Annotated in this window: 18 protein-coding genes and 1 other annotated feature; of the genes, 8 read left to right on the forward strand and 10 right to left on the reverse strand. The window is 50.0% G+C overall.

The window, feature by feature from the left end; translation table 11 throughout:
* Window positions 1–10: 10 nt before the first annotated feature.
* From pheS to thrS, 6 genes are all read right to left on the reverse strand, one after another.
* Window positions 11–994 carry a phenylalanine--tRNA ligase subunit alpha gene (gene pheS / locus Y71_RS15485; RefSeq protein WP_007374647.1) on the reverse strand — a complete coding sequence of 328 codons (984 nt, stop codon included), beginning with the start codon at window positions 992–994 and terminating at the stop codon, window positions 11–13.
* A 40-nt stretch (window positions 995–1,034) separates the two neighbouring features.
* Window positions 1,035–1,158, reverse strand: a sequence feature (Phe leader region).
* Window positions 1,109–1,153, reverse strand: coding sequence for a pheST operon leader peptide PheM (gene pheM / locus Y71_RS30050; protein WP_001386830.1), 45 nt, complete (start codon window positions 1,151–1,153; stop codon window positions 1,109–1,111). It overlaps the preceding feature by 45 nt.
* A 119-nt stretch (window positions 1,159–1,277) precedes the next feature.
* Window positions 1,278–1,634 (reverse strand): 50S ribosomal protein L20, encoded by a 357-nt coding sequence (gene rplT, locus Y71_RS15495; RefSeq protein WP_007374646.1) that lies wholly within the window; start codon window positions 1,632–1,634, stop codon window positions 1,278–1,280.
* A gap of 50 nt (window positions 1,635–1,684) precedes the next feature.
* On the reverse strand, window positions 1,685–1,882 hold the full coding sequence (gene rpmI, locus Y71_RS15500) for a 50S ribosomal protein L35 (RefSeq protein ID WP_001124225.1): 198 nt from the start codon (window positions 1,880–1,882) through the stop codon (window positions 1,685–1,687).
* Window positions 1,883–1,974: 92 nt separating this feature from the next.
* A complete protein-coding gene (gene infC, locus Y71_RS15505) occupies window positions 1,975–2,517 on the reverse strand; it encodes a translation initiation factor IF-3 (protein WP_071532057.1) in 543 nt (180 codons plus the stop codon).
* Between the two features lie 3 nt (window positions 2,518–2,520).
* Complete coding sequence (thrS, locus tag Y71_RS15510) at window positions 2,521–4,449, reverse strand: threonine--tRNA ligase (protein WP_007374644.1); 1,929 nt, start codon at window positions 4,447–4,449, stop codon at window positions 2,521–2,523.
* Window positions 4,450–4,983: 534 nt separating this feature from the next.
* Between thrS and Y71_RS15520 the strand changes: the two genes are divergently transcribed.
* Complete coding sequence (locus Y71_RS15520) at window positions 4,984–6,126, forward strand: glycosyltransferase family 9 protein (protein WP_007374643.1); 1,143 nt, start codon at window positions 4,984–4,986, stop codon at window positions 6,124–6,126.
* Between the two features lie 560 nt (window positions 6,127–6,686).
* Here Y71_RS15520 and fumD read toward each other — a convergent pair.
* Window positions 6,687–6,899, reverse strand: coding sequence for a fumarate hydratase FumD (gene fumD / locus Y71_RS15525; protein ID WP_035886110.1), 213 nt, complete (start codon window positions 6,897–6,899; stop codon window positions 6,687–6,689).
* Between the two features lie 206 nt (window positions 6,900–7,105).
* Here fumD and Y71_RS15530 point away from each other — a divergent pair, with 206 nt between their 5' ends.
* On the forward strand, window positions 7,106–8,551 hold the full coding sequence (locus Y71_RS15530; RefSeq protein WP_007374639.1) for a flagellin N-terminal helical domain-containing protein: 1,446 nt from the start codon (window positions 7,106–7,108) through the stop codon (window positions 8,549–8,551).
* 162 nt (window positions 8,552–8,713) lie between these two features.
* Here the strand turns inward: Y71_RS15530 and Y71_RS15535 are convergent, their stop codons facing one another.
* Complete coding sequence (locus Y71_RS15535) at window positions 8,714–8,929, reverse strand: YdgH/BhsA/McbA family protein (RefSeq protein WP_035943610.1); 216 nt, start codon at window positions 8,927–8,929, stop codon at window positions 8,714–8,716.
* A gap of 259 nt (window positions 8,930–9,188) precedes the next feature.
* Window positions 9,189–9,944: a DUF481 domain-containing protein gene (locus Y71_RS15540; RefSeq protein WP_007374637.1), complete on the reverse strand. Its 756-nt coding sequence runs from the start codon at window positions 9,942–9,944 to the stop codon at window positions 9,189–9,191.
* A 292-nt stretch (window positions 9,945–10,236) separates the two neighbouring features.
* Here Y71_RS15540 and pfkB point away from each other — a divergent pair, with 292 nt between their 5' ends.
* From pfkB to Y71_RS15555, 3 genes are all read left to right on the forward strand, one after another.
* Window positions 10,237–11,169: a 6-phosphofructokinase II gene (pfkB, locus tag Y71_RS15545; RefSeq protein WP_007374636.1), complete on the forward strand. Its 933-nt coding sequence runs from the start codon at window positions 10,237–10,239 to the stop codon at window positions 11,167–11,169.
* Between the two features lie 64 nt (window positions 11,170–11,233).
* Complete coding sequence (gene ghoS, locus Y71_RS15550; RefSeq protein WP_007374635.1) at window positions 11,234–11,524, forward strand: type V toxin-antitoxin system endoribonuclease antitoxin GhoS; 291 nt, start codon at window positions 11,234–11,236, stop codon at window positions 11,522–11,524.
* Between the two features lie 105 nt (window positions 11,525–11,629).
* Window positions 11,630–12,490 carry a fructosamine kinase family protein gene (locus Y71_RS15555; protein WP_007374634.1) on the forward strand — a complete coding sequence of 287 codons (861 nt, stop codon included), beginning with the start codon at window positions 11,630–11,632 and terminating at the stop codon, window positions 12,488–12,490.
* Between the two features lie 45 nt (window positions 12,491–12,535).
* Here Y71_RS15555 and Y71_RS15560 read toward each other — a convergent pair whose 3' ends face one another.
* Window positions 12,536–13,072, reverse strand: coding sequence for a YniB family protein (locus tag Y71_RS15560; RefSeq protein WP_007374633.1), 537 nt, complete (start codon window positions 13,070–13,072; stop codon window positions 12,536–12,538).
* 147 nt (window positions 13,073–13,219) lie between these two features.
* Between Y71_RS15560 and hxpB the strand changes: the two genes are divergently transcribed.
* The 3 genes from hxpB (at window position 13,220) to Y71_RS15575 (ending at window position 15,485) form a co-directional block, all read left to right on the forward strand.
* Window positions 13,220–13,888: a hexitol phosphatase HxpB gene (gene hxpB / locus Y71_RS15565; RefSeq protein WP_007374632.1), complete on the forward strand. Its 669-nt coding sequence runs from the start codon at window positions 13,220–13,222 to the stop codon at window positions 13,886–13,888.
* 147 nt (window positions 13,889–14,035) lie between these two features.
* A complete protein-coding gene (gene kduD / locus Y71_RS15570) occupies window positions 14,036–14,797 on the forward strand; it encodes a 2-dehydro-3-deoxy-D-gluconate 5-dehydrogenase KduD (protein WP_007374631.1) in 762 nt (253 codons plus the stop codon).
* A 97-nt stretch (window positions 14,798–14,894) separates the two neighbouring features.
* Window positions 14,895–15,485, forward strand: coding sequence for a metal-dependent hydrolase (locus Y71_RS15575; protein ID WP_007374630.1), 591 nt, complete (start codon window positions 14,895–14,897; stop codon window positions 15,483–15,485).
* The last annotated feature ends 28 nt before the right edge of the window (window positions 15,486–15,513 follow it).

Raw genomic sequence — 15,513 nt, forward strand, 5'->3', positions numbered from 1 at the left:
TTGCCTGCCTTTATTTAAACTGTTTGAGGAAACGCAGATCGTTTTCGAAGAATGCGCGCAAATCGGTAACGCCATAACGCAGCATGGTCAGACGCTCCATCCCCATGCCAAATGCGAAGCCGGAGTAAACTTCCGGATCGATTCCAACATTACGCAGTACGTTTGGATGCACCATGCCGCAGCCCAGCACTTCCAGCCATTTGCCGTTTTTACCCATTACATCGACTTCTGCAGACGGCTCAGTGAACGGGAAGTAAGACGGGCGGAAACGAATCTGCAGATCTTCTTCAAAGAAGTTACGCAGGAAGTCATGCAGTGTGCCTTTCAGGTTAGTAAAGCTGATGTTTTTATCCACGATCAGCCCTTCCATCTGATGGAACATTGGGGTATGCGTTTGGTCGTAGTCGTTACGGTAAACGCGTCCGGGGGCGATGATACGGATTGGCGGCTGCTGATTTTCCATGGTACGAATCTGCACACCAGAGGTCTGGGTACGCAGCAAACGCGTCGCGTCAAACCAGAAAGTATCGTGATCCGCACGTGCCGGGTGATGACCCGGAATATTCAGCGCGTCAAAGTTATGATAATCGTCTTCAATTTCCGGGCCGGTGGCGACGGTAAAGCCGAGCTCCCCGAAGAAACTCTCGATACGATCGATCGTACGGGTTACCGGGTGCAATCCCCCATTCTCCACGCGACGACCCGGCAGGGAGACATCGATGGTTTCGGCAGCCAGACGCGCATTCAGCGCAGCATTTTCCAGATCCGATTTACGGGCATTCAGCGCTTGCTGAACCTGCTCTTTTGCTTCATTGATCACTGCCCCGGCAGCCGGGCGCTCTTCTGGCGGCAGCTCACGCAGGGTGGTCATCTGAAGGGTCAGGTGCCCTTTTTTGCCCAGGTATTCGACGCGGACGTTGTCCAGAGCGGCGACATCTGAAGCATCGTTAATGGCTGCCTTCGCACTGGCAACCAGCTCTGCGAGATGTGACATGGTTTTCCTCGTTATATGACGATATTTACAAACGGCAGATACAAAAAAAGCCTCCACAGGGAGGCTTTCTGGCGCTGTTTTCCGTTTCTTCTTTCACGCGCTAGCCTCCCGGATTCAGGTGCTAAAGTAAAAAAAGAAGCGGAAAATAGCAGCATTCATGCTTGCGTTACCTTAACAGGGTAAGTGGCGGCGATGGGCTATTGAAAACACATCACTGCAAAATGTCAATGTATTGATAATGTTAAAGCAAAAGAGGGAGCCAGGCTCCCTCTCTTAAACTGGCTTATGCCAGAGCTGCTTTCGCTTTTTCAACCAGTGCAGAGAATGCCACTTTGTCGAATACGGCGATGTCAGCCAGGATCTTACGGTCGATTTCAACAGAGGCTTTTTTCAGGCCATTGATGAATTTGCTGTAAGAGATACCGTTCTGACGTGCTGCTGCGTTGATACGTGCAATCCACAGTTGACGGAACTGACGCTTTTTCTGACGACGGTCACGATAAGCGTACTGACCAGCTTTGATAACAGCCTGGAAGGCAACACGGTAAACGCGTGAACGCGCGCCGTAGTAACCTTTAGCTTGTTTCAAAATTTTCTTATGACGTGCACGTGCAATCACACCACGTTTTACGCGAGCCATATGCTCTCTCCTGTATCTATATTCTTAAAAAAAGTTAAAAGGTTAACGACTTATGCGTACGGCAGGCACGCGATTACCAGACCCAGATCGCCTTTGGAAACCATGGCTTTCGGGCGCAGGTGACGTTTACGCTTAGTAGCTTTTTTGGTCAGAATATGACGCAGGTTAGCGTGCTTGTGCTTAAAACCACCTTTACCGGTTTTTTTGAAGCGCTTAGCAGCACCGCGTACGGTCTTAATTTTTGGCATTTTTTAACTTCCACTTCGCATTGTTAATAAACGAAACAAAGGCGAACTAAACCCGTGAGCCTGTGGCCCACAGGTTTAATTACTTGATGGCCTTACTGTTTCTTCTTCGGAGCAAGCACCATAATCATCTGGCGGCCTTCGATCTTCGTTGGGAAGGATTCGACAACTGCCAGCTCATTCAGATCGTCTTTCACGCGATTAAGCACTTCCATACCGATCTGTTGGTGGGCCATTTCACGACCACGGAAACGCAGTGTGATCTTGGCCTTATCGCCCTCTTCGAGAAAGCGAATCAGGCTGCGGAGTTTTACCTGATAGTCGCCTTCATCTGTACCAGGTCGGAATTTAATTTCCTTAACCTGAATAACTTTTTGCTTCTTCTTCTGTTCCTTAGAAGATTTGCTCTTTTCATAGAGGAACTTGCCGTAATCCATTATACGGCAAACGGGCGGCTCGGCGTTAGGGCTAATTTCAACTAAATCAACCCCGGCTTCTTCAGCTTTTTCCAGAGCTTCTCTCAGACTCACAATACCAAGCTGCTCGCCTTCCAGACCTGTTAAGCGAACTTCCAGGGCGCGAATTTCGCCATTGATACGATTGGGACGCGCCGTTTGAACTCGTTTTCCGCCTTTAATACTTTATTCCTCCAATTGTTGAAGACTGCGGCTGCGAATCTCTTGCTGCAGCTGCTCGATAACATCATTTACGTCCAGGCTCCCCAGGTCTTTACCACGGCGGGTACGCACGGCAACTTTGCCGGCCTCAACCTCTTTGTCACCGCAAACCAGCATATAAGGGACGCGACGTAAAGTGTGCTCGCGGATTTTAAAGCCTATCTTCTCGTTTCTCAAGTCTGCTTTTACACGAATGCCCGCATTTTGCAGTTTACGCGTCAATTCGTTAACGTATTCAGACTGTGAATCGGTGATATTCATGACCACTACCTGCACCGGCGCCAGCCAGGTCGGGAAGAAGCCAGCGAACTCTTCAGTCAGGATGCCGATAAAGCGCTCCAGAGAACCAAGAATCGCGCGGTGAATCATCACCGGAACCTGACGTTCGTTGCTTTCGCCTACATAAGAGGCGTTCAGACGAGCCGGCAGGGAGAAATCAAGCTGTACTGTACCGCACTGCCATGCACGATCGAGGCAGTCATATAAGGTAAATTCAATTTTCGGACCGTAGAATGCGCCTTCACCCAGTTGGAATTCAAACGGGATATTGTTCTCTTCCAGCGCAACTGCCAAATCCGCCTCAGCACGATCCCACATCTCATCGCTACCGATACGTTTTTCCGGACGAGTAGAGAGTTTGACGACGATTTTCTCAAAACCGAAGGTGCTGTACATATCGTAGACTAAACGAATACATGCGTTCACTTCATCACGCACCTGTTCTTCCGTACAGAAGATATGGGCGTCATCCTGAGTGAAGCCACGTACGCGCATCAAACCATGCAGCGCGCCTGATGGTTCATTGCGATGGCAGCTACCGAACTCAGCCATACGCAGCGGCAGATCGCGGTAGGATTTTAAGCCCTGGTTGAAAATCTGTACGTGACCCGGGCAGTTCATCGGCTTGATGCAGTATTCACGGTTCTCGGAAGACGTCGTAAACATCGCATCTTTGTAGTTGTCCCAGTGGCCGGTTTTTTCCCACAGCACACGGTCCATCATGAACGGGCCTTTCACTTCCTGATACTGGTACTCTTTCAGCTTAGAGCGAACAAATGTTTCCAGTTCACGGAAGATAGTCCAGCCATCGTTATGCCAGAAAACCATACCCGGAGCCTCTTCCTGCATATGATACAGGTCGAGTTGCTTACCGATTTTACGGTGATCGCGTTTTGCCGCTTCTTCCAGGCGTTGCAGATAGGCATTCAGCGCTTTTTTATCTGCCCACGCGGTGCCGTAGATACGCTGCAACATCTTGTTGTTGCTGTCGCCGCGCCAGTAAGCCCCTGCTGTTTTCATCAGTTTGAAGTGATGACAGAAACGCATGTTCGGCACGTGCGGACCGCGGCACATGTCGATGTATTCCTGGTGATGATACAAGCCCGGCTTGTCATCATGCGCAATGTTTTCATCAAGGATGGAGACTTTATAGTTTTCGCCGCGTTTGACAAAGGTCTCGCGCGCTTCCTGCCAGCTCACTTTTTTCTTGATGACGTCGTAGTTGGTTTCGGCGAGCTCATGCATACGCTTTTCAAGCGCGTCGATGTCTTCCTGGGTCAGGGTGTGGTCAAGATCAACGTCATAATAGAAGCCGTTATCAATAACCGGGCCAATCGCCATTTTGGTATTCGGCCACAATTGCTTGATCGCATGGCCTAACAGGTGCGCACAGGAGTGACGGATAATTTCCAGACCATCGTCATCTTTAGCGGTGATGATGGCGAGGTTGGCGTCACTGTTGATTACATCAGAAGCATCAACCAGTTCGCCATTAACGCGCCCAGCGATACAGGCTTTCGCCAGTCCCGGACCGATATCCAGCGCAACATCCATAGGGCTTACGGCGTGGTCGTAATGGCGTTGGCTGCCATCAGGAAGAGTAATTACAGGCATTTCATTTCCTTATTTGCAGTGGTGCCCCACACGAAAGAGCACATACAAAATTAAATAATGTATTTATATCAGCACGTTAAGAATGTTTATTTGCTTCACTCTGCAAACTGTGCACACCAGAATGTACGAAAGCCTGGCTGTGCCCATCCCCACCTGTTGATAACGCCCCACAATAGTACACGGCATCGCGGCGACATAAAAGCGTGAACAGAATCATATTCCTGGCGTACATCGCAGGGATCATGCCAGTCACGTCATCATGGCGCGATAACAACAATAAATTCGCCGTCAATGACGTTCCCATAATACGGACAATTATACCACTCAGCCGTTTTATATGCGCTACCGCAAAAAATATAACGAATTCACATTTCATCCATCATATCCTCAATTTCACATGATGAAATCAAGCGAAAAAATATTCATCGTTTTACTGTAATAACTAACAAACCTGACTGAATCATTTTTACCGTCTTGTGATCTCATTAGAACAAATGACGGGAGTGTTTATTGTGAATAAGGAAAAGAGTAATCATGATGCAACACACAGCAATAGAAATGCCTGTCGGCAAATTTAAAAAACTAAGAGCACTCAACAGACGGCGTAATTATCTTATAAAAAAAATACGTATGCTGTTACGCATTTATATTGCAAAAATGCTATGGGACAGTCCTGCCCGAAGCGAACTGAATTTAATCTCAGCGAGAAAAGTTCTGTTGATGCGCAACGAAGGAGCAATCGGCGATGTCGTCGTCGATTCCGCACTGGTTAAATGTCTGCACGAGTCAGGATATATCGTTGATTTTCTGCTGACAAAATCAAACAGCCAGGTAATGCGCTATAATCCCCGCATTCGCCATATTTACGAGGCAGAGGATGTCACTTCTGCCAGCTACCTCAAAAAATTCACCCATAATGTCCCCCGTTCTGTGATTACTGAGTTAGCCAGTAATAAATACGATATTGTTATCGACCCCTCCCTTTTTGATATTCCGGTACATCGGTTGTTGTTATTAAGGCAAATAAATGCCAAAGCAGTATTAGGATTTAACAAATGGCCCTCTATTAACCATTATACAAAATCCTTTGATTTTGATTGCGCAAACTTGCATGTCAGCAAAACCTTTTCCTGCATCGCTGACTGCATGCAGTTAGATAAAAAACAACTGGAAACTTATGACCTGCATATCCCACAGGATATTTATGCTGAGACACAACAATTTCTGGCAGCCATCGAAGGCCGTAAGATTATCATTAATATCTTTGCCGGTAATGAGGATCGCTGCTTATCCCAGACTCAGCTTGCAGTAATTATTGAACAGTTGCAGATCGCGTATCCTGCGGTAAATATTATTTTGCTCGATCACCGTAAAGAGATCCACCTGCCACTCCCCGACAAAGTCGTCATAAATCCCTTTAAAACCCTGCATCATGCAATGGCTCTTATTGCGCAAGCCGATCTGATTATCTCGCCCGATACTTCGATCGTGCATATGGCGGCAGCCTGGCAGAAACCGCTCATTGCTATCTACAAAGATGTACGGCTCAACAATCAGCTTTGGGCGCCGGGATACGAAAACGCAAGGCAGATCATCATCAAATGTGGAAAGGTGCATCAAAAGCAGGATATCGCCAGTTTAATCATGGCGGAAATTGATCCCGCCCGATTGAGATAACGCATTTCCTACGTGAGTTGTCAGTTCACAGCAACTGGCAATTCAGTAAGTTAGCTCCCGATACCTTCACATCAGCGGCAACCTCCCACCACGTTTTCGGCCTGCCGCAGAAAAAAACGTACAAAATGGAATTTCCGGGATATAACAGCAAGTGAGTGCTTTTTATTCACTCCAGCGTGGCAGCTCCGCACGTCTGAAAACAGGATATCCATAACCGGCAGTGATGATTGTTATTGTGAAAAAATGTTTCAAAATTAATCGCATAGCATGCGTTTAATCTGATTTTTAGTGGCCACCTTGACACAACAGTACCACTGGCAGTCTAGTTGGCTTCCCATTAACATCTAACTCAATGATAAAGCATGGCAATCGTTTATCCCGTTATCATTATCGCGCTCCTTGCGATCATTATTTTTTCGTTTTATAAGCACCGCAGCATGAAATCAGCAAGAAGCTTACCGGGTCGTCATAAAAAGCGGCGCTGACGGCGCCAGGCTGCTTTGAAGGACAAACTCGCACTCACAAAAGGCACGCGCAAGCGTGCCTTTCTTCATTATTTATCAGGATTGATACCCCAACGCGCGAATCACTGTTTCCATTGCTTCCTGCGTTAATGCAGAACGCGTAACTCGCTTATTTGCCAGCATCGTTCTGACCACGCCAGCAATGACAACATGCTTTGGCTCCTGTCCCAGATCGCGCATCTCGAGCACTACCTTCCCCACCACCCGGCACATCTCCTCGTATAATGCCTCATCTTTGGAATTCCCCATTGTTCCTCCGGTTGTTGTGGTTTTTTGCCTGGCTTAATCGGTATCAGGATAGGGATAAACACTCCCTTTGTAACCTCCTGCAGACAACTTCCTTCACTTTCAATCGGATGCACATATATTAAACTGACTTGTAAATTTACCTTAAAGTTACCTGCCTCCACTGCCGATGAATGATTCATTAGAAGCACGGATAAGTTAGCTCAGCGATGCAGACGATTAATTACAATGAAATGGTCGGTCTCAATCTGTCCACCCGCCAGAAAACGGCATCAGCATTACAGGAATCTATTGCACGATTATCGTCTGGATTGCGCATCAACGGTGCGAAAGACGACGCTGCAGGCCAGGCGATTGTTAACCGCATGCGCGCCAATGTTAATTCGGATACCGTGATTTCACGCGGGCTTGACGATGCCATGAGTATGGCGCAAACCGCCGAAGACAGCCTGGGTACCGTCGGTGAATTGTTGATCCGAGCGAAAAGCCTGGCCATCCAGTCCGGTAACAGTACGTTGTCGGTAAGTGACCGGGAAAGTTTGCATGCTGAATATCAAGAAATTCTTGAAAATATTCAGTACCTTTCAGAAAACACAGAGATTTTTGGTCGCTACCCGCTGGCCACCGACACCCCGGATCTGCCGCCAGAGTTAATCGGTAATGTTCCGCCACTGGACACGAAATTTCCCGTTGCAGGAACGAATTACACATTCAGCTCGGGAATTGTTTCTCTGGCGTATATTCCCGCGGGGGCGAAGGATATCACCCTCACTATTGATTCATTGGGACTTGACGATGACATTCAGCTCTTCACGCGCGATGGCAAGCACCTTGCCGGTACGCCGATCGACGGTACCGATCCGGATTACACCTGGAAAAGCCGCGGTATTACCACCCCGGCAAAAGCGACCAGCCGCGTACTGACCGAGGCCAACGGTTTTGAGGCAGGTGCAATCTATGATGATTCATTATTGATAGAAGGAGGTTCCAGTTGGGTGCTGAATGGCAGCGCAACGCTTAATTACGACGGCATGACCATCCGATACAGCGGTGATGGCGATCGCTACGAATCCGGCAAAGCCTACAACGACGGCAGTAATGGTTCCAACCGGCTGGAACGAATCAAAATAGATAACGTTACGGAAGATTTGGTGGTGATGATTGTCGGTAGCGGCTCGTTTACCAGTAACCTGAACTGGGGCACCCTGCCCACGCCAAAAATCACGCCCGCCGAACCGCCAAAGCAGAGTTTTCCCTGGGAGGTGGTCACCAGTGCAAATTTTGATGGCGAGGTGGGTGCCGTTACGATGCCGACCACGCCGGCCGATCTGAAATCGTTGGGGTTACTGAATACCGATATTCGTTCGATGGCGACCGCTGGTGATGCGATGGGAACACTCGATAGCGCGCTGGAGAAAGTCAGTCACTATCGTTCTCAGTACGGTGCGTTCATTAATCGCTTTGAATCGTCAAAATCAGTGCTGGCGCAACAAAATATTGCCACACAGGCGGCAAAAAGCCGCATTGAAGACGCAGATTATGCACTGGAAATCAGCAAGATGGTGAAAGCACAAATATTACAACAGGGGCAGGATGCCGTACTCAAAGTGGCAAATCAGTCGGCAGAAAATATTTTATCTTTGTTGCGGAGTTAAACAGACAACCTATTTAACACCTGTAGTTCTTTAAATATCACCGTCAGTTTTCGTCAATGTTTAATAAAATACAGAGCGCTAATTTTACATTAGGGGATAATTGCAAAAACCGGTACTACACTCTCCGGTTTTTCAAAGTTAATGAATTAACTAAGAATCTACTTAATTCCATTCACCAGCAACCAGCGTATGCGCATCAAACGCCTGATCGTTGGTTCCGTGAGTAGATTGTGCGACCGGCACCATATTGGAGCCCGCTTCAATGTTAGTGATATTCGTGTTGCTCTGGCTGGCTGAAGTAGCAGACTGAGCCGCGAAGACGCCAAAAGAGAGTGCGGAAAGCACCACGGCAACTGCGGCAGTTTTGATTGTTTTCATAATTGAGTTCTCTTTCTGTAATACGAACATTATTTGCTGGGCCGTTTTTCCGCCCGTAAAACCAGTGTAGATCTGGATCACACTTTTGCCCAGTCAATTTATTTATCCATTCGTGTCAAATAAACTGAATATGTGTCCAGGTAATTAATTATGAAGACAATATGGAGAGAGGGATTTACTTAAATAAAACTGAATATAAGGCGCGATAAAATAGCACAAATAAACAAAAACAGTGGGCCGGAATTTCCGGCCCGGCGTATTACATTTTATAACCTAACGTAACCGTCGTTCTGCGATCGGTATGATCCGGCGCAGTTGAAGGCGGCTGGGAGTTCCAGGTCAGGTAATAACCTACTTTCAACGCGAAATGGGCATTGATAGCCACTTCCAGCGCTGTTTCTGAGTTCACTGTGGTGTCATCCGCGCCAAACACAGACACACCCTGCGTGAATTTGGTGGTGTCAGTCACTTGCCAGGTATAAGTACCGGATGCATAACCCAGCGCGGTGGTTTTGGTGTTGTCATCGGTGTACTTGTCGTAACGTACACCAGGACCGAATTCAAAGCGCAGGCTATGAACCGGGCCATTCAGGAACTGACGACCATAACCGGCGGTAAATACATCGCGATCCTGATAACCGTTATAGCGATCGGTCAACCAACTGGCCTGGCCGAAAATATAGTCATAATCCGTCAGATTATAACGACTACGGCCGCCAACGGCGTATTTCTCAGACGAACGAACATCGTTCGATGAGGTATTACTGGCGTTGCCCCACAGAGACCAGGCCGTGGTATTGCCGTACCAGGTCAGGGTGGAATCGGCAGTCAAAGAGGAGCTCTTTGTGTTGCCGGACTGCGCCAGATAGCCGCCGTTCACGCTACCTTCAAACGGGTGTTTCGCGGTGGATGGGTCATCCATGACAGTAAAAACGGTATCATCTGCGGCAGCATTCATTGCCGCAAATACGCCCGCGACCAGTGCAAACGCGGGTACTGTCTTCAAAAGCTTCATTTTTTTAGAGTCCGAACAGCAAAAAAAAGAGACCATCACGGTCCCGGAAACTTTCATCAGGATCAACGACTAACGTTCCAAAGAAAGGTAACAAATTATAAAAAGGCCGCTTAAACATATCAATGAAATATTATTGGAATTTTTGAATAAGAGAGATCTCAAAAACTACAAAATGGTTATTAATCCTCTAAGCCAGGTTAATCGATATCATATTTAAATCAGGCTGTTATTTCCTTTCCCTCCGCTGGATTCAGTGCCAGGCTTACTGCAACCGAAGAAAAAGGAGGTCATCATGGTCGCGATTTATACTTTGACGCTGGCACCTTCACTGGACAGCGCAACATTAACGCCGCAGATTTATCCAGAAGGGAAACTGCGCTGCACTTCACCTGTTTTTGAGCCCGGCGGCGGCGGCATTAATGTCGCAAGGGCCATTACCCATCTTGGTGGTAAAGCCACAGCGATTTTTCCGGCCGGTGGCGCAACCGGCGAACACCTGACTGCGCTGTTAGCAGATGAAAACGTGCCAACCATCAGCGTCTACGCCAAAGACTGGACACGGCAGAACCTGCATGTTCACGTTGAATCCAGCGGCGAGCAGTACCGCTTTGTCATGCCGGGCGCCAGCCTCAGTGAAGATGAATTTCGCCAGATCGAAGAAAAAGTACTCACCATTGAGCCAGGCGCATTGCTGGTAGTGAGCGGCAGTCTGCCGCCAGGCATTACCGTCGGGAAACTGACACAACTGATTAAAACCGCACAGCAGCATGGGCTGCGCTGCATCGTTGACAGTTCCGGCGAAGCCCTTAGCGCTGCGCTGGCTATCGGCAACATCGAACTGGTCAAACCGAATCAGAAAGAGCTAAGCGCGCTGGTGGGCCGGGAGTTGACCCAGCCGGATGATGTGCGCAAAGCCGCACAGGAGATTGTTGATAGCGGTAAAGCGCTGCGCGTTGTCGTATCGCTGGGCCCTCAGGGTGCGCTGGCCGTCGATGCGAACCAGTGTGTGCAGGTCGTGCCGCCGCCGATGAAAAGCCAGAGTACGGTAGGCGCTGGCGACAGTATGGTGGGTGCGATGACGCTAAAACTGGCGCACGACGCGCCGCTGGACGATATGGTCCGTTACGGTGTTGCTGCCGGGAGCGCCGCCACGATCAACCATGGTACTCGCCTGTGTGCGCTGGCCGACACGCAAAAGATCTACGACTATTTGCGCAATGCCTGAGAATCGACAAATAGCGCCTGACGACTATGCTAAAAAAACCTTCAGGATTACAACGAGGTGATATATGAGCAGCGACGGCATCACGCGCTACGTGGTAGTGGTGAAATTTCATGAGCAAAGCCTGGCCGAAATCAACGAGCTAAATAACCACTTTACACGTGCAGGTTTCCTGCTCACGATGACCGATGAAGATGGCAATGTTCACGATCTGGGCACCAACACCTTCGGGCTCATCAGTGCGCTCAGTGAACAGGAAGTGCTTGAACTCGCCCGTGGATTAGCCACCGCCGCGGTGGCTGAAGAGGCTGATATCGCCATCAGCACCTGGGAGGCATGGCAGCAAAAAGAGCATTAAGTGCCATGGCGCACCGCCTGTCCCGCAGGTGTGCGTTACGTCGTATTTTTTCACAGCTTTAGTGCGCTAACCTTATGATCTGGCTGATTACATGGGAGAGACATCATGTGGCAAGCGATAAGTGGTCTGTTACGCGAACAACTGGGAAGTGGCGAGATTGAGCAGCGGGATGAGCTGCCAGGCGGCGAAATCCATGCTGCATGGCATGTCCGTTACGCGGGTCGCGATCTTTTCGTAAAATGCGATGAACGTGAACTGTTGCCTATTTTTACCGCCGAAGCCGATCAGCTCGCACTGTTGGCGCGCAGTAATACGGTAAAGGTGCCGACGGTATGGGCGGTGGGTAGCGATCGCGATTACAGCTTTCTGGTCATGGAGTATCTCCCTGCCCGCCCGCTGGATGCGCACAACGCGTTTCTGCTCGGTCAGCAACTGGCGCGTCTGCACCAGTGGAGCGATCAACCGCAGTTTGGCCTCGATTTTGATAACGATCTTTCCACCACGCCGCAGCCCAACGCCTGGCAGCGCCGCTGGTCAACGTTTTTTGCCGAACAGCGTATTGGCTGGCAACTGGAGCTGGCTGCGGAAAAAGGCATGGAGTTCGGCAATATCGACGCCATTGTCGAGCATGTCCAGCAGCGCCTTAGCTCTCACCAGCCGCAGCCGTCCTTACTGCATGGCGATCTGTGGTCCGATAACTGCGCGCTGGGGCCAGACGGTCCTTATATTTACGATCCGGCCTGTTACTGGGGCGATCGTGAGTGCGATCTGGCGATGCTGCCGCTGCATCCGGATCAGCCGCCGCAGATTTACGACGGCTACCAGTCAGTCTCACCGTTGCCCCTCGATTTCCCCGAACGTCAGCCGATCTACCAGCTTTATACGCTTTTCAACCGGGCCATTCTTTTTGGTGGCGAACATCTGCTGAACGCACAAAAAGCGCTCGATCGCGTATTGGCAGCGTAGAACAGACAAGCCCGGGAGCATTATCGCTTTCGGGCTTGTTACCGCTTACAGAAAGCCCAGCAGTGAAAAGAAGAAGTAGCCTGCGATAATCACAATCACTGGCAACACATAAAGTGGGAAAATTTGCAGCAGAATGGTGTGGTGCGGCACGACGATGCGCGCTTCGATCTGCTCGCGAGACAACCCTTCAGGCCCTTTGGCTTGTTCAAGAATCATCTGGTTTTCCACCCCTTCTCGCAGAAAACGCGCCTGGCGGCTCATGCGCGCGCCGGAGGCCTGCAACGCCAGACCAACAAAGATCAGCGCGTAGATAAGCCAGAACACAATGTTCAGGCTCTGGTGGAAGTCGGGCGTCGGCGAGTTGTACCAGAAAAGGTTAAGAAAAGGCGTATTAAAACGCATCATCTCAATCATGACATGCGCAAAATCCAGCATCACGGCGTTAATGCCTGGCTGTTTTTCACTGTGGTCATACATAAATTTCAGTACAGAAATGACTGTCGAAATTACGGTCGGAATAAAAATCACCCAACCCAGAACGCGTTTCAGAATAGCGATGCGTCCAGCTTGTTGATACGTCATGGATTCCCCTTGTAAGTGACGCACTGTTTCCGCCTTAGTCTACCTGCTGATAATCATTTTCGCCTGATCTTTAAAGTCGGTATGATGAACGTTTAACCATACTTACCGTTTATTCCCCGGCGACATGCCATAAAAAAGAGAGGTTTTATGACAGCTCCGCGTCAAATTCTTGCTGCCATTTTTGATATGGATGGATTGCTTATCGACTCCGAGCCACTCTGGGATCGCGCCGAACTGGAGGTTATGGCAAGCCTGGGCGTGGACATTAACCGACGTAATGAATTGCCCGATACCCTCGGTCTGCGCATCGATATGGTGGTGGAACTCTGGTACGCGCAGCAACCGTGGAATGGCCCGGATCGCAAAGAAGTGACCGAACGCATTATTCAGCGCGCAATTTCGCTGGTTGAAGAGAAACGCCCGCTACTGCCTGGCGTGCGCGAAGCCATTGCGTTGTGTAAAGCCAACGGCCTGCTGGTCGGGCTGGCCTCCGCATCGCCGCTGCATATGCTGGAAAAAGTGCTGGCAATGTTTGAACTGCGCGACAGCTTTGATGCGCTGGCCTCGGCAGAAAACCTCCCCTACAGCAAACCGCACCCGCAGGTGTACCTGGATTGTGCCGCCAAACTGGGCATTGATCCGCTGACCTGTGTGGCGCTGGAAGATTCCGTCAATGGCATGATCGCCAGCAAAGCAGCGCGGATGCGCTCGATTGTGGTACCGGATGAAGAACACCGCGCCGATCCGCGTTATGTGCTGGCTAACGTTAAGCTCACCAGCCTCGAACAGCTCACGCTTGCCCATCTTATCGGCTAATTCCACCGGGGCAGCCGCTTTTGTTGCCCCTTAATTTTATTTTTGAAACATCATTTCATTTTATTTGTATTTTTCTTGCCCACCTTCTATTCTGATCTTCAGGCGCTGATGCCCTGTTACAACAATAATGATTACGCCGGAGAGAACATGATACTGGATGCCTTTAAGCTTGCAGGTAGAGTGGCCATTGTGACCGGGTGCGATACCGGTCTGGGTCAAGGAATGACGTTAGGGCTTGCGGAGGCGGGCTGCGATATTGTCGGCGTGGGCCGAAAAATTCCACTCGACACGGCCGAACGCGTTCAGGCTCTCGGGCGTCGTTTTGTTTCTGTGCAGGCGGATCTGCGCCATCAGCACGGGCTTGATGACATTGTTAATCAGACGGTGAACCAGATGGGCCGGGTAGATATTCTGGTGAATAACGCTGGCGCCATTCGACGCTGCGACGCCCTCGATTTCAGCGAGCAGGACTGGGATGACGTCATGAACCTGAACCTGAAAACGGTCTTCTTTCTGTCGCAGGCCGTTGCGAGGCAATTTATCGCCCAGGGCAACGGCGGCAAAATTATTAATATTGCCTCGATGCTCTCTTTCCAGGGCGGCATCCGCGTGCCTTCTTATACTGCGTCGAAAAGCGGCGTGATGGGGCTGACCCGACTGTTGGCCAATGAGTGGGCGCCGCACCAGATTAACGTCAACGCCATCGCGCCAGGCTATATGGCGACCAATAATACCCAGCAACTGCGGGAAGATGCCGAACGCAGCCAGGAGATACTCGATCGCATTCCCGCCGGGCGCTGGGGCGAGCCCGAAGATTTGAAAGGCGCAGCGGTGTTTCTCGCTTCACAGGCATCCGATTACATCAATGGCTTCACCCTTGCCGTCGATGGCGGCTGGCTGGCGCGCTAATCTGACAGGATTGTGACAAAGAGTTACAACGTCACCTCTTCCGCCTACTGTATAAACATCCTATACTGTATGCATCGACAGTTTAGTGAGTTTGATCATGACGGCGGAAGGACACCTGCTTTTCTCCATTGCCTGCGCGGTGTTTGCCAAAAATGCCGAGTTAACACCTGTCCTTGCTCAGGGTGACTGGTGGCATATTGTTCCGTCGGCCATTCTTACCTGCCTGTTACCGGACATCGATCACCCGAAATCCTTCCTCGGCCAGCGTCTGAAGTGGATATCAAAACCGGTGGCGCGAGCCTTCGGTCATCGGGGCTTTACGCACAGCCTGCTGGCGGTTTTTCTCTCACTCGCCCTGTTTACGCTAAAAGTCCCGGAAAGCTGGATTGTCCCTGCGGATGCATTGCAGGGAATGGTGGTGGGCTATTTGAGCCATATCCTTGCAGATATGCTGACGCCTGCGGGCGTGCCGCTGTTATGGCCTTGTCGCTGGCGCTTTCGCCTGCCGATCCTGGTGCCGCAAAAAGGCAATCAACTGGAGCGCGTATTATGTATGGCGCTGTTCACCTGGGCGGTGTGGATGCCGCAATCGTTGCCCGAAAGCGGTGCAGTTCGCTGGTCATCACAGATGATAAACTCGCTGCAAAATCAGTTTAATCGCTTTATTCATCCACAATCCGGCCATTAAACCAGCAATTCCCCTGCTTTTTGCATAA

It is taken from the genome of Kosakonia radicincitans DSM 16656 (assembly GCF_000280495.2).
Lineage (GTDB): Bacteria > Pseudomonadota > Gammaproteobacteria > Enterobacterales > Enterobacteriaceae > Kosakonia > Kosakonia radicincitans.